Here is a 23,071-nt window from a genome sequence, read left to right as displayed (position 1 = left end):
GCAGGACGGGTTTTGCTCAGGATACGTGGTTTTTGCGATCTGCAGAGGTGCTGGGCTTCACCGTTGGGCGCGGGAGATATGCGCTTGCATTGTTGTCGCGGAGGCAGGTGTGGCTCTTGGTGTCATGGTGATGAAAACGTCACGCAGAATCGGGCCACCTGAACCAAATGGGTATCTAACATGAATCATTGATAGGTATCAAAGCGCTGCCGGTTTGGCTGACAAAGAATGCCTCTGAGCCTGCCGAACCCCAGTCGTCGCAGCCCGCGGCGGGCCTATTGGAGGGATGGAGATTGAGCCATCTTGGGCCGCGACATACAAGGAGTCCCCATGACAACCCGAAAGCTGGCGCGCCTTGCGGCCCTGGCACTGTCCACCCTGGCTCTTACGGCGTATGCCGAAGACAAGAAGAGCGTGACACCCGCCGAGATGAACTACCAGGCAGGCGCGTCCCCTTTGGCCAATCAGCCGATGTACCAAAGCACGAACCCCGCTGCGCCAAAGATGACGCAAGCCGAGTTCGACCGCGCGCGCCAGACGTACTTTGAGCGTTGCGCAGGCTGCCACGGCGTGCTGCGCAAAGGTGCCACGGGCAAGCCGCTGACACCGGATGTGACGCTGCCCAAGGGCACGGACTACCTTAAGGTGTTCATCGCCTACGGTTCGCCAGCCGGCATGCCCAACTGGCAGACTTCCGGCGAAATGAGCGAGGCCGATGTCGACATGATGGCCCGCTACATCCAGCAGGATCCTCCCATGCCCCCCGAGTGGAGCATGGCGGACATGAAGAAGACCTGGAAGGTGATGGTGCCCCCGAAGGATCGCCCCACCAAGAAGATGAACGATTACAACATCGCCAACATCTTCTCGACCACGCTGCGTGACACGGGCGAAGTGGCGCTGATTGACGGTGACACCAAGCAGATCATCAACATCGTCAAGACCGGCTACGCGGTGCACATTTCGCGCACTTCGGCATCGGGCCGCTACCTGTTCGTGATTGGCCGCGACGGCCGCGTGAACATGATCGACCTGTGGATGGCCAAGCCTGACAACGTTGCTGAAATCCGCATTGGTCTGGAAGCCCGCTCGGTGGATACCTCCAAGTACAAGGGCAAGGAAGGCGACTTCACGGACAAGCTGGCCATCGCCGGCGCTTACTGGCCCCCTCAGTTCGTCATCATGAATGGTGACACGCTGGAGCCCATGAAGATCGTCTCGACCCGTGGCATGACGGTGGATACCCAGGAATACCACCCCGAGCCCCGCGTGGCATCCATCGTGGCATCGCACTTCAAGCCTGAGTTCATCGTGAACGTGAAGGAAACCGGCAAGACCCTGATGGTGGACTACAAGGACGTGGACGCCCTCAAGATCACCGAGCTGGGTTCAGCCCGTTACCTGCACGACGGCGGCTGGGATTCGACCAAGCGCTACTTCATGGTGGCAGCGAATAACAGCAACAAGATCGGCGTGGTGGATGCCAAGGAAGGCAAGCTGCAAGCCGTGGTGGACGTGGGCAAGATACCTCACCCCGGCCGTGGCGCCAACTTTGTGCACCCTAAATTTGGCCCTGTGTGGTCCACCGGCCACTTGGGTGACGAAACCATCTCGCTGATCGGCACCGACCCCAAGAAGCACGCCCAGTATGCGTTCAAGGAAGTCGCCAAGCTCAAGGGCCCAGGCGGCGGTGCGCTGTTCATCAAGAGCCACCCCAAGTCGCAGCACTTGTATTCGGACGCTCCGCTGAATCCTGATCCAAAGATCTCGCAGTCGGTGGTGGTGTACGACATCAAGAACCTGGACAAGGGCTACACCGTGTTGCCAATCGCCGAGTGGGCTGGTTTGCCTGACGACGGCGGTGCCAAGCGCGTGGTGCAGCCAGAGTTCAACAAGGCTGGCGATGAAGTGTGGTTTGCCGTCTGGTCTGCCAAGGACAAGCAATCTGCCCTCGTGGTGGTGGACGACAAGACCCTCAAGCTCAAGGCTGTGATCAAGGACCCACGTCTGATCACCCCCACGGGTCACTTCAACATCAACAACACGCAGCACGACGTGTATTGATGGCCCAAGGCACTGTGCGGCTTGCCCGCACAGTGGGTAGAGGTATCAGCGCCTCGGCTTGAAAACCGGGGCACAAAAAAACGCCGCAGGGTTTTGTACCCTGCGGCGTTTTTTTTGCCTGCGCAACGCCTGCGGTGTAGGCGCAGGGCTTTCGCCTTACTTGGTGCCGAAGATGCGGTCGCCTGCGTCACCCAGGCCGGGCAGGATGTAGCCGTGGTCGTTGAGTTCGCGGTCGATGGCGGCGGTGAAAATCGGCACATCGGGGTGGGCCTTTTGCAGCGTGGCCACGCCTTCAGGCGCAGCCAGCAGGCACACGAACTTGATGGAGCGGGGCTTGAGCTGCTTGAGCCGGTCTACGCAGGCCGCAGCCGAATTGCCGGTGGCCAGCATGGGGTCCACCACGATGATGTCGCGCTCTTCCATCTCGGAAGGCATCTTGAAGTAGTACTCGACCGGCTGCAGCGTGTTGGGGTCGCGGTACAGGCCGATGTGGCCCACACGGGCGCCGGGCACCACGTTGAGCATGCCGTCCAGAAAACCATTGCCCGCGCGCAGGATGGACACCAGCACCAGCTTCTTGCCGTCGATCATCTTGCCGGTCATGGTCTCCAGCGGCGTCTCGATCTGCACGTCCTGCAGCGGCATGTCGCGCGTCACCTCGTAAGCCATCAGCGTGGACAGCTCGCCCAGCAGGCGGCGGAAGCTGTTGGTGCTGGCGTCCTTCTCGCGCATCAGCGTGAGCTTGTGCTGGACGAGGGGGTGGGTGATGACGGTGACGTTGCTCATGAAAAACCTGAATTAGCGAATAGATGACTTGGAAAACAATCGGTATTTTCCACCAACCGGTAAAAGTCGCAGTGCAAAAGGCGGGCCTTCACTCTGCAAGAAAGCGTGCATAGCGCGGCAAGTCCACATTGCCACCGCTGATGAGCACGCCCACCCGCTTGCCACGCACATCCACACTGCCATTGCGTGCGCCGGCAAATGCCAGCGCACCCGTGGGCTCCACCACGATCTTCATGCGCTCGGCAAAAAACCGCAGCGCCTGCACCAGTTGCTCGTCGGTCGCGGTCACCATGTCTTCCACGCCTTGGGCAATGATGGGGAAGGTGAGCTGGCCCAGTGCCTGTGTTTGCGCGCCGTCGGCAATGGTGTGGGGTGTGGGTATCTGCACGATGTGCCCGGCCTTGAACGACTGCTGGCCGTCATTGCCCGCTTCAGGCTCCACGCCCACCAGGCGGCACCCCGGCGCCATAGCCTGCGCGGCCAACGTGCTGCCCGCCAGCAGGCCGCCACCGCCCACGCAGACGAACAGGTAATCCAGCCCTGGCACTTCTTCCAGCAGTTCCATGGCGGCCGTGCCCTGGCCCGCGATCACGTGCGGGTGGTCAAACGGCGGCACCAGCGTCATGCCGCGTTCTTGCGCCAAGCGGCGGCTGATGGCTTCGCGGTCTTCGGTGTAGCGGTTGTAGGTCACCACTTGCGCGCCGTATTCGCGCGTGGCAGCCATCTTGGTCGCGGGGGCGTCTTCCGGCATCACGATCACGGCAGGCATGTCAAGCAGGCGTGCCGAAAGCGCAATGGCCTGTGCGTGGTTGCCCGCAGAAAAGGCCAGCACGCCACGCTCGCGCTGCTCAGGAGTGAACTGGGCCAGCGTGTTGTAGGCGCCGCGGAACTTGAACGCCCCCGTGCGCTGCAGGTTCTCACACTTGAAAAACACTTGCGCCCCGGTGCTCTCGTCGGCGCTGGTGGAACGCAGCACGGGCGTGCGGTGCGCAATGCCTTGCAGCCGCTGCGCCGCCGCACGCAGGTCATCAAAGGTGGGTGCAGGCAGGGCGGCTGGGTTCATGAAAGGCTCCGCAATCAATCAGGAAATGCCTTGCATCATAGGCACTGCCATGCCTCAACGCAAAAGCGGCCCAGGGGCCGCTTCGCTCGTAGTGTCTCTGTGTGGCCTGCTGTTTTGCGTCAGCCCAGATCTGCAAAGCGTTGCAGCGGCGTGAGTGCGGGGAAGTCACCTGCGCGCTTTTGCTTCATGGCAGTGACAGATTCGCGCACATGCTGGTTGCTCCAGATGGCGCCCTGCAGCCAACCCATTTGGCGCAGGCTGTCTTCCACCGAATGGTCGCGGGCGTAGTGGATGGCTTGTTTGGTGCCCCAGATGGCGATGGGCGGCTTGCTGGCAATCTCTTGTGCGCATTGCAGGGCCGCAGCCACCATGGCTTCTTGCGTATCAAATACTTCGTTGACCAGGCCATAACCGAGCGCCTTGGCCGCGCCCAGGCGTCGCCCGGTGTAGGCCAGTTCTTTGACGATGCCCAGCGGAATGAGCTTGGGCAGGCGCTGCAGGGTGCCCACGTCAGCCACCATGCCGATGTTGATCTCCTGGATGCAGAAGAACGCATCTTGTGTGGCGTAACGGATGCAGGCAGCCGTCACCATATCCACCGCACCGCCGATGCAGCCGCCGTGGATGGCTGCAATGACGGGAATGCGCAGGTTTTCCAGCCGCGTGAAGGTGGCCTGCATGTCGGTCAGCAGGTCGAAGATGGCGGCCCGGCCCTCGGGGCTCTGGTCGTCCATAGTGATGGCGCCGCCAAAGGTCTCCAGTGCCATGCCTGCGCTGAAATGTTTGCCGGTGCTGCTGATGACCAGCGCCCGCGCCTCGCCCGCCTGGTGCAGCTGGGCCAGCACCGTGTCCAGCTCGCGCCAGAAGGTGGGGTGCATGGTGTTCATGGCCTCGGGTCTGTTCAGAACCAGATGGGCCACGTGGTCAGTGATGCTGAGGGAAAAGCAGGTGAGGGTGTTCATGGGGTGCCACTGTAGACCGGTGGGCACAGGCGCAGTCGTCGCCTGGGTGACTGGGCGTGATTTCAGGTAATTTTGGCTGTAAGCGCCAGTGCATCAAGCCTCGTTAGCTATCAAAAAGAGAGTGATTGGGGCTGGCTTTGTGCCGCCAGCGGGGGCGGTTGGGTGGGTGGACCAGGCGCTCAGTCCCCGCCGCCACCACAACCGCCGCCGTCGCCCCCGCCATCCCCGCCGCCGTCACTGCCGGCATCCGAACTCTCGGCGCCGCCAAAGTCGCCCGAGCTGCCGCTGTAGCTGCCGTCCGAAAAACTGGTGCCGCAGTAGCTGTCGCCGCCGCTGCCTCCGGCGTCGCTCTTGCGCGCGATGTCGGAGCAATCGGGCACGTAGCTGAAGCCCCCGGCAATCGCGAACTTGGCGTCCAGTGCAAACAGCAGCGGCAGGCGGCTGGGCGCCTTGGGGTCGATGGACTCTTCCTTGCACACCCAGTACCAGCAGCGGCGCAGGCCGTCGTTGTGGCGCGCCTTGTGGCCCAGCGCCTCGGCGGGTGTGTGGTGCAAGAAGAAACCCAGTGCGTTCTGGCACCACAGTTTGTACGCCTGCGTGTGCAGGATGAATTCGTGCCACAGCGCATCGACCGCCTTGGAGGGCATGGCCACAAACTGCTGGTTGCTGCGCAGGCAGGCCATGAAGAACTGGCGCAGGCCGCGTTCAACCAGCTCACAGTCGCGGGTGCTCAGGTGGGGATCGGTCTCGCGCAGCTTGCGCTGCAGAAAGCGGGGCAGGGGAGCCTCGCGGATGTAGCGCTGGCGCACCGCGTTGGTCCACTGGATCACCAGCGCCGTGAATATCACGGTGGCAATGAAGTACAGGACCCAAGGCCAGCGCAGGCGCCAGGCGCCTGCAAAGATCCCGAGGATGGCTGCCACCCACACCCCAATGGCCAGCAGCATGACCTTGCCGCCCCAGCGCAGCAGAACGTTTTCAATTCGTGTCATCGTCCCTCCTTCTTTTTGTTGTTGTGTGGCGATTTCACGGCAGCCATGTGACTGATTTGTGACGACTTGCAGGGTGTCGTCAAACCGTCACAGGCGCTGTGAGATGCGCTTTGGCAGGGGAGGCAAGCCGCCGGGGGCGGGAGACGCACCGGTTGATGGCGCCGGGCGCCATGCCGTCGGTGTCAACGGCGCTTGCTGCCCCCGCCAAAAATGCTGCCCAGCACGCCACGCAAAATCTCCTTTCCGATCGTGGTGCCCATGGTGCGCACGGCGGACTTGGCCATGGTCTGCGCCAGGCCGTCACGTTTGCCGCCGCGCGGCCCGGTGCTGCCAAACAGCACGTCGTTCAGCCCGCCCAGCAGGCCGCCGCCTTCTTCGGCGGGCGCACCGGTGGCCACCTTGCCGTTGCCTCCGCCCGCTGAGTTACCCGCCTGCCCGCCGGCTTCGGCGGCGCGGCCCTTGAGCTTTTCGTAGGCCGACTCGCGGTCCACCACCTTTTCATACACGCCCGCGACCAGAGAATTGGCCATCAGGGCCTGGCGCTGCTGCGGGGTGATGGGGCCCAATTGGCTGGCGGGGGGCAGCACAAAGACGCGCTCTGTCACGCTGGGTCGGCCCTTGGCGTCCAGAAAGCTCACCAGGGCTTCGCCCACGGCCAGTTCGGTGATGGCGGTTTCGATGTCCAGCCCAGGCTTTTGGCGCATGGTGGTGGCGGTGGCCTTCACTGCCTTCTGGTCGCGCGGAGTGAAGGCCCGCAGCGCGTGCTGCACGCGGTTGCCCAGCTGGGCCAGTACGCTGTCAGGGATGTCGAGCGGGTTCTGCGTGACGAAATATACGCCCACGCCCTTGGAGCGCACCAGGCGCACCACCAGTTCGATGCGCTCGATGAGCACCTTGGGCACCTCGTTGAACAGCAGGTGGGCCTCGTCGAAGAAGAAGACCAGCTTGGGCTTTTCAGGGTCGCCAATTTCGGGGAGGGTTTCGAACAGCTCGGACAGCATCCACAGCAAAAAGGTGGCGTACAGGCGCGGCGAATTCATGAGCTTGTCGGCCGCCAGGATGTTGATGACGCCTTGGCCGTCCACCGTCTGCATGAAATCCTGGATGTTGAGCATGGGCTCGCCAAAGAACTTGTCGCCGCCTTGCTGCTCGATTTGCAGCAGGCCGCGCTGGATGGCCCCCACGCTGGCCGAGCTGATGTTGCCGTACTCGGTGGTGAAATCCTTGGCGTTGTCGCCTACGTACTGCAGCATGGCCCGCAGGTCTTTCAGGTCCAGCAGCAGCAGGCCGTTGTCGTCGGCAATCTTGAACACCAGGTTCAGCACGCCCAGCTGGGTCTCGTTGAGATTGAGCATGCGCCCCAGTAGAAGCGGGCCCATGTCCGAGATGGTGGCGCGCACCGGGTGGCCTTGCTCGCCAAACACGTCCCACAGCGTGGTGGGGCAGGCTTGGGGCGTGGGCAAGTCGAGCCCGCGCTCTTTGAGCACGCCTGCCAGCTTGTCACCGATCTTGCCGGGCTGGCTGGCGCCCGTCAGGTCGCCTTTGATGTCGGCCATGAACACAGGCACCCCGATGCGCGAGAAGTTTTCTGCCAGGGTCTGCAGGGTCACGGTTTTGCCTGTACCCGTGGCGCCGGTGATGAGGCCGTGGCGGTTGGCCAGGCCCGGCAACAGGTGGCATTCGGTGGCGGCGTGTTTGGCGATCAGCATGGGGTCAGCCATTTGGGGTTTCCTCGGGGTACGGTGTCTGGCAAAAAGTAAAATCAGCGGGCTAGATTAAATCAATACCAAAGGATCTCTCGTGGCAGGACACAGTAAATGGGCGAATATCCAGCACCGCAAAGGGCGCCAGGATGAAAAACGCGGCAAGATCTGGACCCGCATCATTCGTGAAATCACTGTGGCAGCCCGCGCCGGTGGCGGCGACCTGTCTGCCAACCCCCGCCTGCGCCTGGCGGTGGATAAGGCCAAGGCGGCCAACATGCCCGCCGACCGCATCAAGTACAACATCGACAAGGCCACTGGCAACGCCGAAGGCCTGACCTATGAAGAAATCCGCTACGAAGGCTACGGCATCGGTGGCGCAGCCATCATCATCGACACCATGACCGACAACCGCGTGCGCACCGTGGCCGAGGTGCGCCACGCGTTCAGCAAGCACGGTGGCAGCATGGGCACCGAAGGTTCGGTGGTGTTCCAGTTCAAGCACTGTGGCCAGCTGATTTTTGCACCTGGCACGAGCGAAGACAAGGTGATGGAAGTGGCGCTGGAAGCGGGCGCAGACGATGTCATCACCGATGAAGACGGTGCGGTGGAGGTATTGACCAGCCCGGCTGAATTTGAAGCCGTGAAGAACGCCCTGGAAGCTGCGGGCCTGACGCCCGAAGTGGCTGGCGTGACCATGCGGCCCGAGAACACGATTGAGCTGACGGGCGACGATGCCGCCAAGATGCAAAAGCTGCTGGATGTGCTGGAAGACCTGGACGACGCCCAGGAGGTCTATCACAACGCAGCGCTCTGATCCGGCGGCTTTTTTCTTGCGCGAGCAGGTTTTTCGACTGATATTTCTCTGAGTTCCTCGGGTGGCGTCTAAAAAAGCGCCTGCAGGACTCACCAAAGGTTCCTATGAAAGTACTCGTGATTGGTGGCGGCGGCCGTGAACACGCAATGGCCTGGAAGCTGAGCCAGTCGCCCAAGGTGACGAAGGTGTACGTGGCCCCAGGCAATGGCGGCACGGCGCTCAACCCCAAGCTCGAAAACGTGGCCATTTCTGACGTGCGTGAACTGCGCGTCTGGGCCCAGGCCGAGAAGATCGCCCTCACGGTGGTTGGCCCAGAAGCCCCGCTGGCTGCAGGGGTGGTGGACGAGTTTCGCGCCAACGGCCTGCGTATCTTTGGCCCCACCAAGGCTGCCGCGCAGCTGGAAAGCTCCAAGGCGTTCAGCAAGGCCTTCATGCGCCGCCACGGCATTCCCACGGCCGATTACGACACCTTTACCGACCCCGCTGCAGCCCACGCCTTCATTGACCGCCTGGGCGCGCCCATCGTCATCAAGGCCGACGGCTTGGCGGCGGGCAAGGGCGTGGTCGTGGCGATGACGCTGCAGGAAGCCCACGATGCTGTGGACTTTATGCTGGTGGACAACAAATACGGCGTGACGCACAACGAAGGCGGTGCGCGCGTGGTGATCGAGCAGTTCCTGGAAGGCGAAGAAGCCAGCTTCATCGTGCTGTGCGATGGCAAGAACGTGCTGGCACTGGCCACCAGCCAGGACCACAAGCGCCTGAAAGACGGCGACGAAGGTCCCAACACTGGCGGCATGGGCGCGTATTCGCCCGCGCCCGTGGTCACTGCCGATGTGCACGCCCGCGCCATGCGCGAGATCATCCTGCCCACCATTCGCGGCATGGAAAAAGACGGTATTCCCTACACCGGCTTCCTGTACGCCGGCCTGATGATCGACGCCAAGGGCCATCCCAAGACGCTCGAATTCAACTGCCGCATGGGCGACCCCGAAACACAACCCATCCTCATGCGCCTCAAGAGCGATCTGGTGGACGTGCTGGGCGCAGCGGTGGACGGCAAGCTCGACCAGATCGAGCTGCAGTGGGATCGCCGCACCGCGCTGGGCGTGGTGATGGCCGCCCACGGCTACCCCGAAAGCCCGCGCAAGGGCGACCCCATCACCGGCCTGCCCGCCGAGGCGGGCGATGCGGTGGTGTTCCACGCCGGCACGCAGTTAAAAGACGGCGTGGTCAGCGTGACGGGCGGCCGTGTGCTGTGCGTGACCGTGCTGGCCGACAGCGTCAAGCAGGCGCAGCAGCGTGCTTACGACGTGGCGCGCGGCATTCACTTCGAAGGTGCGCAGTACCGCCGTGACATTGGCTTCCGGGCCATCAAAAACTGATGGCTGAAGCACAAGTTCTGAACACGGCAGACACCGTGGCCCGCGTGCGCGGCTACCTGGTAGGCCTGCAGGCCCGTATCACCGACGCGCTGGAGGCTGTGGAAGGCGAGGGCGGTGCCCGCTTCCTGGCCGATGCCTGGAGCAAACCGCCCGGCGAGCCGCTGCAGGGCGATGGCATCACCAAAATCATGGAAGGTGGCCAGGTGTTTGAGCGCGCGGGCTGTGGCTTCAGCCATGTGCGTGGCCCACAGCTGCCGCCTTCGGCCACGCAGCACCGGCCTGAGCTGGCAGGTGCGCCGTTTGAGGCCATGGGCGTGTCGCTGGTGTTCCACCCGCGCAACCCCTACGCGCCCACGGTGCACATGAACGTGCGCATGATTGCCGCCGGGCACCCTGGTCAGGCTCCTACTTGCTGGTTTGGTGGCGGCATGGACCTCACGCCGTATTACGGCTTTGAGGAAGACGCCGTGCATTTCCACCGCACATGCCGCGACGCGCTGGCGCCCTTTGGCGAAGACAAATACCCGCGCTTCAAACAATGGTGCGACGAATATTTTTTCCTGAAACACCGAAACGAGCAGCGCGGCGTGGGCGGTGTGTTCTTCGACGATTTTTCAGAACTGGGCTTTGAGCAAAGCCTGGCCATGACGCAATCGGTGGGCGATGCCTTTTTGAGCGCATACCTGCCCATCGTTGAGCGCCGCCAGGCCACGCCTTACGGCGAACGCGAACGCGACTTCCAGCTCTACCGCCGGGGCCGCTATGTCGAGTTCAATCTGGTGTGGGACCGGGGCACGCACTTCGGCCTGCAGTCGGGTGGGCGCACCGAATCGATCCTGCTGTCCATGCCGCCGCTGGTGTCCTGGTCGTACCAGCGTTCTGCCGAACCAGGCTCGCCTGAGGCCGCACTGATGCAGCAGTTTCTGGTGCGGCGCGAATGGCTGTAAGCGCCACGCGACACCACTAAACACAAGGGCTGGGGGCAGTTGCCAGCCAGCCCTTGCCACCCCCAAAGGCCCAAAAGCTATAATTTCAATAGCTGGCAGCGCTTGATTCATGAGCGCAAGAGGCCAAAAACACCGTAAAACGCCTCTGCGCCCGTGCGCAACACCCAAGGCGTAGCCCCTCTGGCTGTGCGCCGCGTTGCGCGCTATATTGATTCCATTCCTATCTATTTCACTGCCTGATGACCACATCCACCAAATCGGAAACCGCGGCCAAAAAAGACGTTACCAAACTCCAGCGAGCCATCGTTGATGGCCTGGAAGACGTGAAGGCGCAAGACATCCAGGTCTTCAACACAGAGCATCTGTCGCCGCTGTTTGAACGGGTGATCGTGGCATCGGGCACCTCCAACCGCCAGACCAAAGCGCTGGCTTCCAGCGTGCGCGATGCCGTCAAGGAAGCAGGCTTTCCCAAGCCGCGGATTGAAGGCGAAGACAACGGCGAGTGGATCATTGTGGACTGCGGCTCGGCCGTGGCGCACATCATGCAGCCCGCCATTCGCCAGTACTACCGCCTGGAAGAGCTGTGGGGTGACACGCCAGTGCGCTTGAAGCTGGGTGCCGCCAAGCCGTCTTCGACGGCTGCCGCCGATCTGGCTGACAAAAAGTCTGCCCAGAAGGCCGCCAAGTCGGATGCGAAGACTGCAGCCAAGAAGGCTCCGGCCAAAAAAGCGGCCGCTGCCCCTTCGGCACCCGCCCGCTCTGGCAAGGCCACGGTGAAGGCTGTGGCAAAGACTGCTGCCAAAGCAGCCCCCAAGGCTGCACCCGCAAAAACTGCGGCGGCCAAACCGGCTGCGAAAACCACCGCCGCCAAACCTGCCAGCAAAACCGCTGGCACTGCCGCCGCCAAGAAGCCCGCAGCCGCCAAGACTCCCGTGAAGACCGTGGTCGTCAAGCCGGTTGGCGCCAAGAAGCCTGCAGCCAAGAAGTCTCCTGCCGCCAAGACTCCAGCACGCGCAGCCGCCAAGCCTGCTGCCAAAGCTGCCCCCAAGGCTGCGGCCAAGCCCGCTGCCAAGAAGGCACCGGCCCGCAAGGGCTGATGGCACTGCCGCTGCGTACCCACCGCGTGGGTGCGCAGTGCGTTGGCATCTCACACATTCAGGTTGACCCATGAAGCTGCTGATTGTTGCCGTGGGGCAGCGGGTGCCCGACTGGGCGCAAACTGCCTACGACGACTACGCCAAGCGTTTTCCGCCGGAACTCAAGGTCGAGCTCAAAGCCGTCAAAACCGAGCCGCGCGGCTCCAAGACGCTGGAGACCTTGTACGCCGCTGAACGCGAGCGCATCGAGGCCGCCATTCCCCGCGGCACCCGCGTGGTGGCGCTGGATGAGCGTGGCACCAACCTCACCACCAAGGCCCTGGCCGACCGGCTCAAAGGCTGGCAACTGGGCGGCGATGATGTGGCTTTGGTCATCGGCGGGCCTGATGGCCTGGATCCGGCCTTTCGCCAGGCGGCGCACGAGCGCATTCGCCTGTCAGACCTGACACTGCCCCATGCCATGGTGCGCGTGCTACTGATTGAACAGCTGTACCGGGCCTGGTCGGTGAACGCAGGGCACCCCTATCACCGTGAGTGACTTGCCCATGCCCTGCAGTGGCCCGTCATTTGCTCTACTATTGATAGCTACTAGCGCTTGATGGATAAGCGCTGGAGCCGATTTTCTTCAAAATCCCTTCATGCCTGACTTCATCTACCTTGCCTCCCAAAGCCCGCGCCGTCGCCAGTTGCTGGAGCAGCTGGGCGTGCGCAATGAATTGCTGCTGCCCAATGTGGATGGGGATGTCGCCGAAGACGCCGAAGGCATCGAAGCCGTGCTGCCCGGCGAAAGCCCGGACGACTACGTAGCCCGCGTCACCGGCCTGAAGCTCGACGCGGCTGTGGCGCGGTGCGCTCGGCGTGGGCTGCCAGTGGCCCCCATCTTGTGTTCAGACACCACGGTGGCCCTCGGGAGCACCATCTACGGCAAGCCGGACGACGCCCTGCATGCCCAGCGCATGCTGGCCGAGCTGGCGGGTCAAACCCACCGGGTGCTAACCGCAGTGGCCATCCAGGTGGGTGCTGGCGCGGGTGCACAACGGCTGCAGGCGCTTTCGGTGTCGGAAGTGACATTTGCGCCGCTCACGGCTGAGCAGATCGCCGCCTATGTGGCCACTGGCGAGCCCATGGGCAAGGCGGGGGCGTACGGCATTCAGGGGCGCGCGGCCGCGTTCATTCCGGTGCTGCATGGCAGCTATTCGGGCATCATGGGCCTGCCGATGTACGAGACAGCCCAGTTGCTGCGTGCCATCGGCTTCTCTGTGTGAGATTCAACGCATATCTGCCATGGCCGCTATCCAACAAGACATTCTGATCAACTGGTCGCCCCAGGAAACCCGCGTGGCCGTCGTGGAACACGGGGCGGTGCAGGAGCTGCATATCGAGCGCACGCTGGAGCGTGGGCTGGTGGGCAACGTGTACCTGGGCAAGGTTTCGCGCGTGCTGCCGGGCATGCAGTCGGCGTTCATCGACATCGGGCTGGAGCGTGCGGCTTTTTTGCATGTGGCCGATGTGTGGCACCGCCAGCCTGATGGGGAGCCACCCGCCTTTGCCCGCAAGACCGAGCCGCAATTACCCATTGAAAAGCAGGTGTTTGAAGGCCAGTCGCTGATGGTGCAGGTCATCAAGGACCCCATTGGCACCAAGGGTGCGCGCCTGTCCACGCAGATCAGCATTGCAGGCCGCCTGCTGGTGTTTTTGCCGCAGGACGACCATGTGGGCGTGTCGCAGAAGATTCCCCCGGCCGAGCGTGATGCGCTGCGGGCACGGCTACAGGCGCTGGTGGGCGATAAATCCGCGGGCGGCGGCGGTGGCTTCATTTTGCGCACCAACGGAGAAGACTCGACCGATGCCGAGCTGGCCGAAGACATTGCCTACCTGCGCAAGACCTGGGCGCGCATCAAGGAGGCTTCCGTCAAGCTGCCGGCAGGGTCGTTGCTGCACCAGGACCTGGACTTGCTGCAGCGCGTGTTGCGCGACCTGGTGAGCGACCATACGCAGACCATCCGGCTCGATTCGATGGAGCAGTTTCACCGGCTGCGTGCCTTTGGGCAGGAGTTCATGCCGGCGGCTGCGGGCAAGCTGCAGCACTACAAAGGCGAGCGCCCGATCTTTGACCTGTATTCGATTGACGAAGAAGTGGCCAAGGCGCTGGGGCGGCGGGTGGAGCTGAAATCGGGCGGCTACCTCATCGTGGACCAGACCGAGGCGCTGACCACCATCGACGTGAACACAGGCGGCTACGTGGGTGCGCGCAATTTTGACGACACGATCTTCAAGACCAACCTGGAAGCCGCCCAGGCCATCGCCCGCCAGCTGCGCTTGCGCAACCTGGGCGGCATCATCATCGTGGACTTCATCGACATGGTGCGTGAAGACCACCAGCAGGCCGTGCTGTCGGAGTTTAAGAAGCAACTGGCGCGCGACCGGGTCAAGACCATGTCGTCCGGCACTTTCTCGCAACTGGGCCTGGTAGAGATGACGCGCAAGCGCACCCGTGAATCTTTGGCCCACATGCTGTGCGAGCCCTGCGAAGCCTGCCAGGGCAAAGGCAGCGTGAAGACGGCGCGCAGCGTGTGTTACGACATCCTGCGCGAAATCTTGCGCGAGGCCCGCCAGTTCAACCCGCGCGAGTTTCGCGTGGTGGCCTCTGCCCGGGTGGTGGAGCTGTTTCTGGACGAGGAAAGCCAGCACTTGGCGGGCCTGTCGGACTTCATCGGCAAACCCATTTCCCTGCAGGCGGAAAGCGCCATGGGGCAAGAGCAGTACGACATTGTGCTGCTGTAGATACCGCCCATTTCACGGCACAAACCGATACCCGATACCCGCCTCGGTCCGCAAATGCCGGGGCATGGATGCGTTGTCCTCCACCTTCTTGCGCAGGTTGGCCATGTGCACGCGCACGTAGTGGGTGTCCTCGGCATGGCCTGGGCCCCATACGGCCTTGAGTAGCTGGGCGTGGGTGATGACGCGGTCGGGCTGGGAGGCCAGGTGGGTGAGCAGCTTGTATTCGATGGGCGTGAGGTGCAGGGTTTCGCTGCCATCCTCTGAGGTGCGACGCTCTACCGTGCGGCGGGCCAGGTCTATGGAGATGGGCCCGAACTGGATCACGGGCGAGGCCTCAGCGCCAGGTGCCCGCTGGCTGCGCCGCAGCTGGGCGCGCACCCGGGCCATCAGCTCGCCCGAGCCAAAGGGCTTGACCAGGTAGTCGTCGGCCCCCGCGTCCAGCGCGGCGATCTTGCTGGCTTCGGCGCTGCGGGCCGAGAGCACGATGATGGGCATGGCCGACCAGGTGCGCAGGTCTCGGATCAAGTCCACGCCATCCCCGTCGGGCAGACCCAGGTCCAGCACCACCAGGTCGGGGCGGCGGGTACCGGCCTCGATCAAGCCGCGCTGCAGGGTGGCGGCCTCGTGCACGGTGTGGCCTTCGGTCTCCAGCGTCAGGCGCACAAAGCGGCGAATATCGGCTTCGTCTTCAACAATGAGGATGTGCGTGGGCAGGTCGGTCATGGCATGGATGCAAGGGTGTCAGGCGTCGGTGTCATCGCCCAAGTCGGTGGGCGGTGTGCCGCGTGGCAGCAGCAGCGTAAAGCGCGCACCTGCAGGCTGGCCCTGTACGTTGTGGATCGTATCGCCCCGGATGCTGCCGCCATGCGCCTGCACGATGGCGCGGCAAATCGCCAGCCCCAGGCCCACACCGGGCGTGGCGCTTTCGCGGGCGCCGCGCTCGAACTTTTCAAACAGCAGCTCTTCGCGGCCTTTGGGCAGGCCGGGGCCTTCGTCGGTGAGGGTCAGTGCCACCGCGTCGCTTTGGGGCTGCGCGCTGATGTGGAGGGTGGTGTCTGCGGGTGTGTACTTAGCGGCGTTTTCCAGCAGGTTGACCAGCACGCGTTCCATCAGCACAGTGTCGATTTGCAGCAGCGGAAGGTTGTCGGGCAGCGTCACCTCGACCCGGTGCGTTGCTATGGCCGGTGCGCTGGCGGCCAGGGCGCTGCCCACCACTTCTTCCAGCGGCTGCCAGGTCTTGTTGAGTTGTACGGCCCCAGCCTCCAGGCGGGCCATGTCCAGCAGGTTGTTGACCAGTGCGCTCATGCGTTGGGCGGATTGCTGGATCGCGCCGGTCAGCTCTTGTTGATGGGCAGGCAGGGGCGGCTGCACCATGGCCAGTGATTCGGCCAGGCCGACCAGTGAGGCCAGCGGCGTGCGCAAATCGTGCGAGATGGCCGAGAGCAGCGAGTTGCGCAGCCGCTCGGACTCGATTTGTACCGTGCTTTTTTGCGCCACATCGATGTAGTGGATGCGTTCGAGCGAAATGGCGAGCAGCGAGGCGCAGGTTTGCAACAGGCGGCGCGGTTCTACACCGGGTACCTGGCCTTGTGGCATAGCCACTACCAGCACGCCACGGATGCGCATGGGCGCCTTGAGCGGCACCACCAGTGTGGGGCTGGAGTGCAAGGTGTCTGTGCCCCGGCCTGCGGGCTCGCCGCGCTCAAACGCCCATTGCGCCAATGCCATGTCCACGGGGGCGGTGCCACCGGGCAGCACCTGCAGGCGGTTGTCATCGTCGGCCACCACCAGCGTGCTGCCTGCGCTGAACTCGCCCGTGATAAAGCGTGCGCCAATCTCGGCCACCTGCTCGGGCAGCAGGGCGGCAGACAGGTCCCGTGCCATGTCGTACAGGCTGCGCACGCGGTGCTCGCGCTCGGTGGCGGCCTCGGCCTGCACCTTGAGCCCGGCGGTGAGCTGGCCCACCACCAGGGCCACCACCAGCATCACAGCAAAGGTGACGATGTACTGCGCGTCGCTCACCGCAAAGTTGAAGCGGGGCGGCACAAAGAAAAAGTCAAAGAACCCCACGCCTAAAAACGCTGCCATGATGGCCGGGCCGCGCCCGAAGCGCAGGGCCACGCCCACCACCACCAGCAGAAACAGCATGACGATGTTGGTCAGCTCCAGCACGTTGGCCAGTGGTGTGGCGATGACGGCTGCGATGCAGCAGGCCAGCGCGGCGGCAAGGTAGCCGGGCCAGAAGGGAGTGTGATGGGGGGAGACTTTGGCGACGGCAGCTTTGCCCGCCGCAGGGGCGGGGCGGCTGGGTGGTGAGCCCACCTGCAGCAAGTCAAGGTCGCTGGCGCGCTCTGCAATCTGCTCGGCCAGTGTGGCTTGCCAGGGCCAGCGGCGGGCGCTGCGGCCCATCACCACACGCACCAGGTTGTGCTCGCGCGCATACCGCACCAGGGCCTGCGCAGGCTGGGCGGCGGGCAGCACGGCGCAGGCGGCGGCACCCAGTTGCTGGGCAATCTTCAGCGTGCGCTCTACCTGCGGGTGCAGGGTGGCCGACTGGCCTTGCTGCTCGGGCGTTTCCACATGCACGGCGTGCCAGGGCAGGTCGAGCTGGGCGGCCAGGCGGGCGCAGCTGCGCACCACTTTTTCGGCGTTGTCGCCCGTGCCCACGCAGGCCAGCAGGGCCTCGCGGTTGGGCCACACGGCTTGTGGCGTGGTGGTACTGGCGCGGCGGTAGGCGCGCATTTCGTCGTCCACCCGGTCGGCGGTGCGGCGCAGGGCCAGCTCGCGCAGGGCCAGCAGGTTGCCTTTGCGAAAAAAGTTGGCGGCCGCGCGCTCGGCCTGTTGGGGCAGGTAGACCTTGCCAGCCTTCAGGCGCGCCAGCAGCTCGTCGGGCGGCAGGTCCACCACCACCACTTCGTCGGCGGCGTCAAAAAACTGGTCGGGCACCGTCTCCCACACGCGGATGCCGGTGATGCCGCTCACGATGTCGTTCAGGCTCTCCAGGTGCTGCACGTTCATGGTGGACCACACGTCGATGCCTGCGGCCAGCAGTTCCTCGGCGTCTTGCCAGCGCTTGGGGTGGCGCGAGCCCGGTGCGTTGCTGTGGGCCAGCTCATCCAGCAGCACCAGGCCCTCGGGGTGCTCCGCGCCCCAGGCCAGGGCAGCGTCCAGGTCAAATTCGGGCAGCGTGCGGTCTTTGTAGGGCAGGGCGCGCAGCGGCAGGCGCGGCAGGTGGGCGGTCTGCGCGTCGGTGTCGGCGCGGCCATGCGTCTCGACCACGCCAATGGTGACTGGCGTGCCTTGCGCTTGTGCCGCCCGGGCGGCGGACAGCATGGCAAAGGTCTTGCCCACCCCCGCGCAGGCACCAAAGAACACCTTGAGCCGCCCGCGCTGCTGCTGGGCTTGCTCTTGCTGGATGCGCTGCAGCAGCGCGTCGGGGTCGGGGCGATCCTGCATAGCTGCAGAGTATCCATCAATTTGTATTCAAATTGGCCTCTAGCGCTTATTCATCAAGCGCAAGCAGCTATTGTTTTGGTAGCGTATCGAGCGCCAGGTTCAAGGCCAGCACGTTCACACGCGGCTCGCCCAGCAGGCCCAGCCAGGGGTATTCGGTGTGCTGTTGCACCAGGGCCCGCACCTGTGCCAGCGGCAGGCTGCGAGCGCGGGCCACACGCTCGGCTTGGTAGGCGGCGGCTGCGGGGCTGATGTGCGGGTCGAGCCCGCTGGCCGAGGCGGTGACCAGATCCACGGGCACGGGTTGTGTGTTGCCGGGGTCGGCAGCGCGCAGGGCTTCAATGCGCGCCTTGACGGCATCGGTCAACGCCGGGTTGGTGGGGCCCAGGTTGGAGCCACCCGAGGCCGATGCGTTGTACGGCATGGGGGCGGTGGCCGAAGGGCGGCCCCAGAAGTGGCCGGGCTCGGTGAATGACTGGCCGATGAGCTCGGAGCCCACGGCCTTGCCACCCTGGGTGATGAGGCTGCCATTGGCTTGGTGCGTAAAGGCGGTTTGCGCCACGCCGGTCACGGCCAGGGGGTACAGCAGACCGGTGACGAGGGACAGCACGACAAACAGCGTGAGGGCGGGGCGCAGCAGGCCGCCAGTGCTGGCAGGCAAGTCGTCGCGGGGGATACGGATAGGCATACGGTTTTCCTTGTGGATGGAGTTGGGGAGCTGGGTGTTGGGTAGGGCTCCAGGCGATCAAGCCACGCCCATGGCAGCCAACACCATGTCAATCAGCTTGATGCCAATGAATGGCACCACCATGCCCCCCAGCCCGTAGATGGCCAGGTTGCGGCGCAGCAGCGCGGCTGCACCCACGGCGCGGTAGGCCACGCCCCTCAGGGCCAGCGGGATCAAAAAGATGATGATCAGCGCGTTGAACACCACGGCGGACAGAATGGCCGACGAGGGGCTGGCCAGGTGCATGAAGTTCAGGGCAGACAGCTGCGGGTAGGTGGTGACGAACGCCGCCGGGATGATGGCGAAGTACTTGGCGATGTCGTTGGCGATGCTGAAGGTGGTGAGCGAGCCGCGCGTCATCAGCATCTGCTTGCCGGTTTCCACAATCTCGATGAGCTTGGTGGGGTTGCTGTCCAGGTCCACCATGTTGCCCGCCTCCTTGGCGGCCTGGGTGCCGGTGTTCATGGCCACGGCCACATCGGCCTGGGCCAGAGCAGGGGCGTCGTTGGTGCCGTCGCCCGTCATGGCCACCAGCTGGCCGTTGGCCTGGTAGCTGCGGATGAGCTGCAGCTTGGCCTCGGGCGTGGCCTCGGCCAGAAAGTCGTCCACACCGGCTTCTGCCGCGATCGCTGCGGCCGTGAGTCGGTTGTCGCCCGTCACCATCACGGTCTTGATGCCCATGCGGCGCAGTTCGGCAAAGCGCTCTTTGATGCCGCCCTTGACCACGTCTTTGAGCTCCACCACGCCCAGCACCTGCGCGCCATCGGCCACCACCAGCGGCGTGCTGCCACGGCGCGATACATCGTCCACCGCCGTCTGCACGGCGGTAGGAAAGCGCCCGCCCAGGGCCTCCACATGCTTGCGGATGGCATCGGCCGCACCCTTGCGCAGCAGGCGCGGGCCGGGCAAGTCCACGCCGCTCATGCGCGTTTGCGCAGTGAAGGGCACAAACTGGGCCTGCAGGCTGGAGAGGTCGCGCTCACGCAGGTTGAACTTCTGCTTGGCAAGCACCACGATGCTGCGGCCTTCGGGCGTTTCGTCGGCGAGCGACGCCAGTTGCGCCGCGCCTGCCAGAGCGGCCTCGGGCACCCCGGCGGATGGCAAGAAGGCGCTGGCCTGGCGGTTGCCCAGGGTGATGGTGCCGGTCTTGTCCAGCAGCAGCACGTCCACGTCACCCGCCGCCTCCACCGCGCGGCCCGAGGTGGCGATCACATTGGCCTGCATCATGCGGCTCATGCCCGCCACGCCAATGGCGCTGAGCAAGCCTGCAATGGTGGTGGGGATCAGGCACACCAGCAGGGCCACCAGCACCACCAGGCTTACAGGCTCGCCCGCGCCGCTGGCCTGCACGCTGAACAGCGAGAAGGGCAGCAGCGTGACCACCACGCCCAGGAACACGATGGTCAGCGCCACCAGCAGGATGGTCAGCGCGATCTCGTTGGGGGTCTTGTGGCGCTTGGCGTTCTCCACCATGGCGATCATGCGGTCCACAAAGGTCTCGCCGGGGTTCACGGCCACGCGCACCACGATCCAGTCGGACAGCACGCGGGTGCCACCTGTCACGGCCGAGAAGTCGCCGCCCGATTCGCGGATCACCGGGGCCGACTCGCCCGTGATGGCGCTCTCATCTACCGAGGCCACGCCGTCGATCACCTCACCATCGGCAGGGATGGTGTCACCGGCTTCCACCAGCACCACATCGCCTTTGCGCAGGTGGGCGGCTTCCAGGGGCAGCCAGGTCATGGCGGTGCGTGGGGTGGTGCGGTCAAACTGGCCGTCGAGCTTCTTGGCCCAGGTTTGCTTTTTCAGCCCACGCAGCGAGGCCGCCTGGGCCTTGCTGCGGCCTTCGGCCATGGCCTCGGCAAAGTTGGCGAACAGCACGGTGAACCATAGCCACAGCGCCACGGCGGCGGTGAAGCCCTCGGGCTTGCTGGCGGCCAGTGCAGTGGTGAAGGCGCTGCCCACGTACACCACAAACATCACCGGGTTGCGCCATTGCACGCGCGGGTCCAGCTTTTTGAATGCCTCCAGCAGCGCGGGGCGCACCAGGGCGGGGTCGAACAGTGTCAATGTTTTGCGAGTCATCACAATCTCCGTGCCATTTCTTCAGCGTGTGGTCAGCACTAGGTGCTCGACTACCGGGCCCAGCGCGAGGGCTGGCACATAGTTCAGCAAGCCCACCAGCAGCACCACGCCTGCCAGCAGCGCCACAAACAGCGGGCCGTGGGTGGGCAAGGTGCCATCGGTGGCCGTGGCGCGCTTCTTGGCGGCGAGGGACCCGGCCATGGCCAGCACCGGCACGATCACGCCAAAGCGGCCCAGCCACATGGCTATGGCCAGCAGCACGTTGTAGAAGGGTGTGTTGGCCGACAGGCCCGCAAAGGCGCTGCCGTTGTTGTTGGCGGCAGAAGACAGCGCATACAGCACCTGGCTGAACCCATGCGCGCCCGGGTTGGCCAGGCCAGCGCGGCCTGCCTCGCTCATCACCGCCACGGCGGTGCCCAGCAGCACCAGCAGCGGGGTGATGAGGATCGCAATGGACACAAGCTTCATCTCGTGTGCCTCGATCTTCTTGCCCAGGTATTCGGGCGTGCGGCCAATCATCAGCCCGGCAATGAACACCGCCATGATGGCGAACACCAGCATGCCGTACAGGCCCGAGCCGACACCGCCAAACACCACCTCGCCCATCTGCATCAGCACCATGGGCACCATGCCGCCGAGGGGGGTGAAGCTGTCGTGCATCGCAATCACCGCGCCGCAGCTGGCGGCTGTGGTGATCACTGCGAACAGGGCCGAGGTGGCAATGCCAAAGCGCGTTTCCTTGCCTTCCATGTTGCCGCCTGCCTGCAGGGCGCTGGCGGCCTGGTCCACACCCAGCGATGCCAGCAGCGGGTTGCCTTGCTGCTCGAAAGCGGTGGTTGCCACTACTGCGACCACGAAGAGCAGGCTCATCGTGGCCAGAATCGTCCAGCCCTGGCGCTCATCGCCCACCATGCGGCCAAACACCAGGCACAGCGCGGCGGGGATGAGGAAGATCGCTAGCATCTGCAACAGGTTGCTGGCGGCCGAGGGGTTCTCGAACGGGTGGGCCGAGTTGGCGTTGAAGAAGCCACCGCCGTTGGTGCCCAGCATCTTGATGGCCAGTTGCGAGGCCACGGGGCCCATGCCCAGGGTTTGGGTGCTTTGCGTGACGGGCTCGGTGACCGGGGCGCCCTTTGTGTCCAGCACAGGCTGCCCGGCAGCATCCAGCTTGGGGGCTTCGTAGTGCACGGGCTCCAGCGTCTGCACTTCGGTATAGGGCGATAAGTTCTGGATCACGCCCTGGCCTGCAAACACCACGGCCAGCACCAGCGACAGGGGCAGCAGCACCCACAGCGTGGCACGGGTCAGGTCGGCCCACACATTGCCGATGGATTGTGCAGAGTGCCTTGAAAACCCGCGCACAAGCGCGATGACCACCACCAAGCCCGTCGCGGCAGACAGAAAGTTCTGCACCGTCAGCGCCAGCATCTGCGTGAGGTAGCTCATGGTGCTCTCGCCGCCGTAGCCTTGCCAGTTGGTGTTGGTGACAAAACTGATGGCCGTGTTGAAGGCCGAGTCCGGAGCTACCGCAGCCATGCCCTGCGGGTTGAGCGGCAGCACCGCTTGCCAGCGCTGCAGCGCATACACGGCCAGCACGCCCAGGCCGTTGAACACCAGCAGGCCCAGCGCGTAGCGCAGCCAGCCGGTTTCTTCATCGGGCTGCACGCCTGCCAGTCGGAACAGCGGCCCTTCCAGCCGCCGCCCCAGGGCAAAGCGTCCCGCCATCACCGTGTCGATGTAGCGCGCCAGCGGCCAAGCCAGCGCCAGCAGCAGTGCCAAAAACACTGCCAGTTGCAGCCAGGCACCGGTGCTCATGAAAAGTCCTCCGGCCGCAGCAGCACCGCGATCAGGTAAACCAAGAGGCCTGCAGCCAGCACGGCCGCCAGAATCATCCAGCCGCTGGTCATGACCGCCCCCCTTGCGCCTGCTTTTGCAGCCGTGCGCAGCCTTTGGCTAAGCCATAAGCGGCTAGCCACAGCGCGCCGCCGATTGCCATAAAAACCCAGTCCATGTGCTTCTCCTTGATACATGGACCGATGCTAGGAATGCCCGCATCAAGATGGGTTTAAGAGGTGCGAAGGCGGTATCAAGAAAGCATCAAGACAGGCGGGGTTTCAGATGGCGCTGAAATCGGGAATTTCAAAAATAATAGCTGTCTGCGCTTGATTCATAAGCGCTGCAGTCAATTTTTATATGTAGTGGGAAA

19 protein-coding genes are annotated in these 23,071 nt (G+C 64.2%); 8 read left to right on the top strand and 11 right to left on the bottom strand.

Features of this window, described 5'->3' with window-relative positions:
* The first annotated feature begins 330 nt into the window (after positions 1-330).
* Positions 331-2,064, top strand: a complete 1,734-nt coding sequence (locus PQV96_RS09415; protein ID WP_066694509.1) for a nitrite reductase — start codon at positions 331-333, stop codon at positions 2,062-2,064.
* A gap of 156 nt (positions 2,065-2,220) precedes the next feature.
* Here PQV96_RS09415 and upp read toward each other — a convergent pair whose 3' ends face one another.
* From upp to PQV96_RS09390, 5 genes are all read right to left on the bottom strand, one after another.
* Positions 2,221-2,850, bottom strand: a complete 630-nt coding sequence (gene upp, locus PQV96_RS09410; protein ID WP_066694515.1) for a uracil phosphoribosyltransferase — start codon at positions 2,848-2,850, stop codon at positions 2,221-2,223.
* 88 nt (positions 2,851-2,938) lie between these two features.
* The gene (locus tag PQV96_RS09405) at positions 2,939-3,913 is read right to left on the bottom strand and encodes a threo-3-hydroxy-L-aspartate ammonia-lyase (protein ID WP_066786113.1); all 975 of its coding nucleotides are present in this window, start codon (positions 3,911-3,913) and stop codon (positions 2,939-2,941) included.
* A gap of 119 nt (positions 3,914-4,032) precedes the next feature.
* Positions 4,033-4,875, bottom strand: coding sequence for an enoyl-CoA hydratase-related protein (locus PQV96_RS09400; RefSeq protein WP_066694523.1), 843 nt, complete (start codon positions 4,873-4,875; stop codon positions 4,033-4,035).
* Between the two features lie 179 nt (positions 4,876-5,054).
* Complete coding sequence (locus PQV96_RS09395; protein WP_273625090.1) at positions 5,055-5,867, bottom strand: glycine-rich domain-containing protein; 813 nt, start codon at positions 5,865-5,867, stop codon at positions 5,055-5,057.
* A gap of 182 nt (positions 5,868-6,049) precedes the next feature.
* Positions 6,050-7,588 carry a helicase HerA-like domain-containing protein gene (locus tag PQV96_RS09390; RefSeq protein ID WP_273625089.1) on the bottom strand — a complete coding sequence of 513 codons (1,539 nt, stop codon included), beginning with the start codon at positions 7,586-7,588 and terminating at the stop codon, positions 6,050-6,052.
* Positions 7,589-7,667: 79 nt separating this feature from the next.
* Here PQV96_RS09390 and PQV96_RS09385 point away from each other — a divergent pair, with 79 nt between their 5' ends.
* From PQV96_RS09385 to rng, 7 genes are all read left to right on the top strand, one after another.
* Entirely contained in the window at positions 7,668-8,387 is a 720-nt protein-coding gene (locus tag PQV96_RS09385) for a YebC/PmpR family DNA-binding transcriptional regulator (protein WP_066690248.1), read from the top strand.
* Between the two features lie 104 nt (positions 8,388-8,491).
* A complete protein-coding gene (purD, locus tag PQV96_RS09380) occupies positions 8,492-9,772 on the top strand; it encodes a phosphoribosylamine--glycine ligase (RefSeq protein WP_273625088.1) in 1,281 nt (426 codons plus the stop codon).
* The gene (gene hemF / locus PQV96_RS09375; protein WP_273625087.1) at positions 9,772-10,719 is read left to right on the top strand and encodes an oxygen-dependent coproporphyrinogen oxidase; all 948 of its coding nucleotides are present in this window, start codon (positions 9,772-9,774) and stop codon (positions 10,717-10,719) included. The genes purD and hemF overlap by 1 nt, the downstream gene beginning before the upstream one ends.
* A 239-nt stretch (positions 10,720-10,958) precedes the next feature.
* Positions 10,959-11,816 carry a ribosome silencing factor gene (gene rsfS, locus PQV96_RS09370; protein WP_273625086.1) on the top strand — a complete coding sequence of 286 codons (858 nt, stop codon included), beginning with the start codon at positions 10,959-10,961 and terminating at the stop codon, positions 11,814-11,816.
* 70 nt (positions 11,817-11,886) lie between these two features.
* Entirely contained in the window at positions 11,887-12,354 is a 468-nt protein-coding gene (rlmH, locus tag PQV96_RS09365) for a 23S rRNA (pseudouridine(1915)-N(3))-methyltransferase RlmH (protein ID WP_066690244.1), read from the top strand.
* Between the two features lie 100 nt (positions 12,355-12,454).
* Positions 12,455-13,081 carry a Maf family protein gene (locus PQV96_RS09360; RefSeq protein ID WP_273625085.1) on the top strand — a complete coding sequence of 209 codons (627 nt, stop codon included), beginning with the start codon at positions 12,455-12,457 and terminating at the stop codon, positions 13,079-13,081.
* A gap of 28 nt (positions 13,082-13,109) precedes the next feature.
* Entirely contained in the window at positions 13,110-14,600 is a 1,491-nt protein-coding gene (gene rng / locus PQV96_RS09355; protein ID WP_066786164.1) for a ribonuclease G, read from the top strand.
* Between the two features lie 12 nt (positions 14,601-14,612).
* Here the strand turns inward: rng and PQV96_RS09350 are convergent, their stop codons facing one another.
* The 6 genes from PQV96_RS09350 to kdpF form a co-directional block, all read right to left on the bottom strand.
* Positions 14,613-15,323 (bottom strand): response regulator, encoded by a 711-nt coding sequence (locus PQV96_RS09350; protein ID WP_066694286.1) that lies wholly within the window; start codon positions 15,321-15,323, stop codon positions 14,613-14,615.
* A gap of 18 nt (positions 15,324-15,341) precedes the next feature.
* Positions 15,342-18,056 carry a sensor histidine kinase gene (locus tag PQV96_RS09345; protein ID WP_273625084.1) on the bottom strand — a complete coding sequence of 905 codons (2,715 nt, stop codon included), beginning with the start codon at positions 18,054-18,056 and terminating at the stop codon, positions 15,342-15,344.
* Positions 18,057-18,123: 67 nt separating this feature from the next.
* Positions 18,124-18,741, bottom strand: a complete 618-nt coding sequence (kdpC, locus tag PQV96_RS09340; RefSeq protein ID WP_066694298.1) for a potassium-transporting ATPase subunit KdpC — start codon at positions 18,739-18,741, stop codon at positions 18,124-18,126.
* Between the two features lie 57 nt (positions 18,742-18,798).
* Positions 18,799-20,865 carry a potassium-transporting ATPase subunit KdpB gene (kdpB, locus tag PQV96_RS09335; RefSeq protein WP_066694302.1) on the bottom strand — a complete coding sequence of 689 codons (2,067 nt, stop codon included), beginning with the start codon at positions 20,863-20,865 and terminating at the stop codon, positions 18,799-18,801.
* A 21-nt stretch (positions 20,866-20,886) separates the two neighbouring features.
* On the bottom strand, positions 20,887-22,680 hold the full coding sequence (kdpA, locus tag PQV96_RS09330; RefSeq protein ID WP_207374104.1) for a potassium-transporting ATPase subunit KdpA: 1,794 nt from the start codon (positions 22,678-22,680) through the stop codon (positions 20,887-20,889).
* Positions 22,677-22,772: a K(+)-transporting ATPase subunit F gene (kdpF, locus tag PQV96_RS09325; protein ID WP_043565393.1), complete on the bottom strand. Its 96-nt coding sequence runs from the start codon at positions 22,770-22,772 to the stop codon at positions 22,677-22,679. Before kdpF ends, kdpA begins: the two co-directional genes overlap by 4 nt.
* Positions 22,773-23,071: the final 299 nt, after the last annotated feature.

It is taken from the genome of Acidovorax temperans (assembly GCF_028596105.1).
GTDB lineage: Bacteria > Pseudomonadota > Gammaproteobacteria > Burkholderiales > Burkholderiaceae_C > Acidovorax > Acidovorax temperans.
This window is presented reverse-complemented; position numbering and strand designations above follow the sequence as displayed.

Excerpts from the sequence above, each read along its gene's own strand:
- kdpA (WP_207374104.1), bottom strand. The coding sequence starts at position 22,680 with ATGAGCACCGGTGCCTGGCTGCAACTGGCAGTGTTTTTGGCACTGCTG.
- hemF (WP_273625087.1), top strand. The coding sequence starts at position 9,772 with ATGGCTGAAGCACAAGTTCTGAACACGGCAGACACCGTGGCCCGCGTG.
- PQV96_RS09360 (WP_273625085.1), top strand. The coding sequence starts at position 12,455 with ATGCCTGACTTCATCTACCTTGCCTCCCAAAGCCCGCGCCGTCGCCAG.
- kdpB (WP_066694302.1), bottom strand. The coding sequence starts at position 20,865 with ATGACTCGCAAAACATTGACACTGTTCGACCCCGCCCTGGTGCGCCCC.
- PQV96_RS09345 (WP_273625084.1), bottom strand. The coding sequence starts at position 18,056 with ATGCAGGATCGCCCCGACCCCGACGCGCTGCTGCAGCGCATCCAGCAA.
- PQV96_RS09415 (WP_066694509.1), top strand. The coding sequence starts at position 331 with ATGACAACCCGAAAGCTGGCGCGCCTTGCGGCCCTGGCACTGTCCACC.
- kdpF (WP_043565393.1), bottom strand. The coding sequence starts at position 22,772 with ATGACCAGCGGCTGGATGATTCTGGCGGCCGTGCTGGCTGCAGGCCTC.
- PQV96_RS09405 (WP_066786113.1), bottom strand. The coding sequence starts at position 3,913 with ATGAACCCAGCCGCCCTGCCTGCACCCACCTTTGATGACCTGCGTGCG.
- PQV96_RS09400 (WP_066694523.1), bottom strand. The coding sequence starts at position 4,875 with ATGAACACCCTCACCTGCTTTTCCCTCAGCATCACTGACCACGTGGCC.
- rlmH (WP_066690244.1), top strand. The coding sequence starts at position 11,887 with ATGAAGCTGCTGATTGTTGCCGTGGGGCAGCGGGTGCCCGACTGGGCG.
- PQV96_RS09390 (WP_273625089.1), bottom strand. The coding sequence starts at position 7,588 with ATGGCTGACCCCATGCTGATCGCCAAACACGCCGCCACCGAATGCCAC.
- rsfS (WP_273625086.1), top strand. The coding sequence starts at position 10,959 with ATGACCACATCCACCAAATCGGAAACCGCGGCCAAAAAAGACGTTACC.
- upp (WP_066694515.1), bottom strand. The coding sequence starts at position 2,850 with ATGAGCAACGTCACCGTCATCACCCACCCCCTCGTCCAGCACAAGCTC.
- PQV96_RS09395 (WP_273625090.1), bottom strand. The coding sequence starts at position 5,867 with ATGACACGAATTGAAAACGTTCTGCTGCGCTGGGGCGGCAAGGTCATG.
- PQV96_RS09350 (WP_066694286.1), bottom strand. The coding sequence starts at position 15,323 with ATGACCGACCTGCCCACGCACATCCTCATTGTTGAAGACGAAGCCGAT.
- kdpC (WP_066694298.1), bottom strand. The coding sequence starts at position 18,741 with ATGCCTATCCGTATCCCCCGCGACGACTTGCCTGCCAGCACTGGCGGC.
- purD (WP_273625088.1), top strand. The coding sequence starts at position 8,492 with ATGAAAGTACTCGTGATTGGTGGCGGCGGCCGTGAACACGCAATGGCC.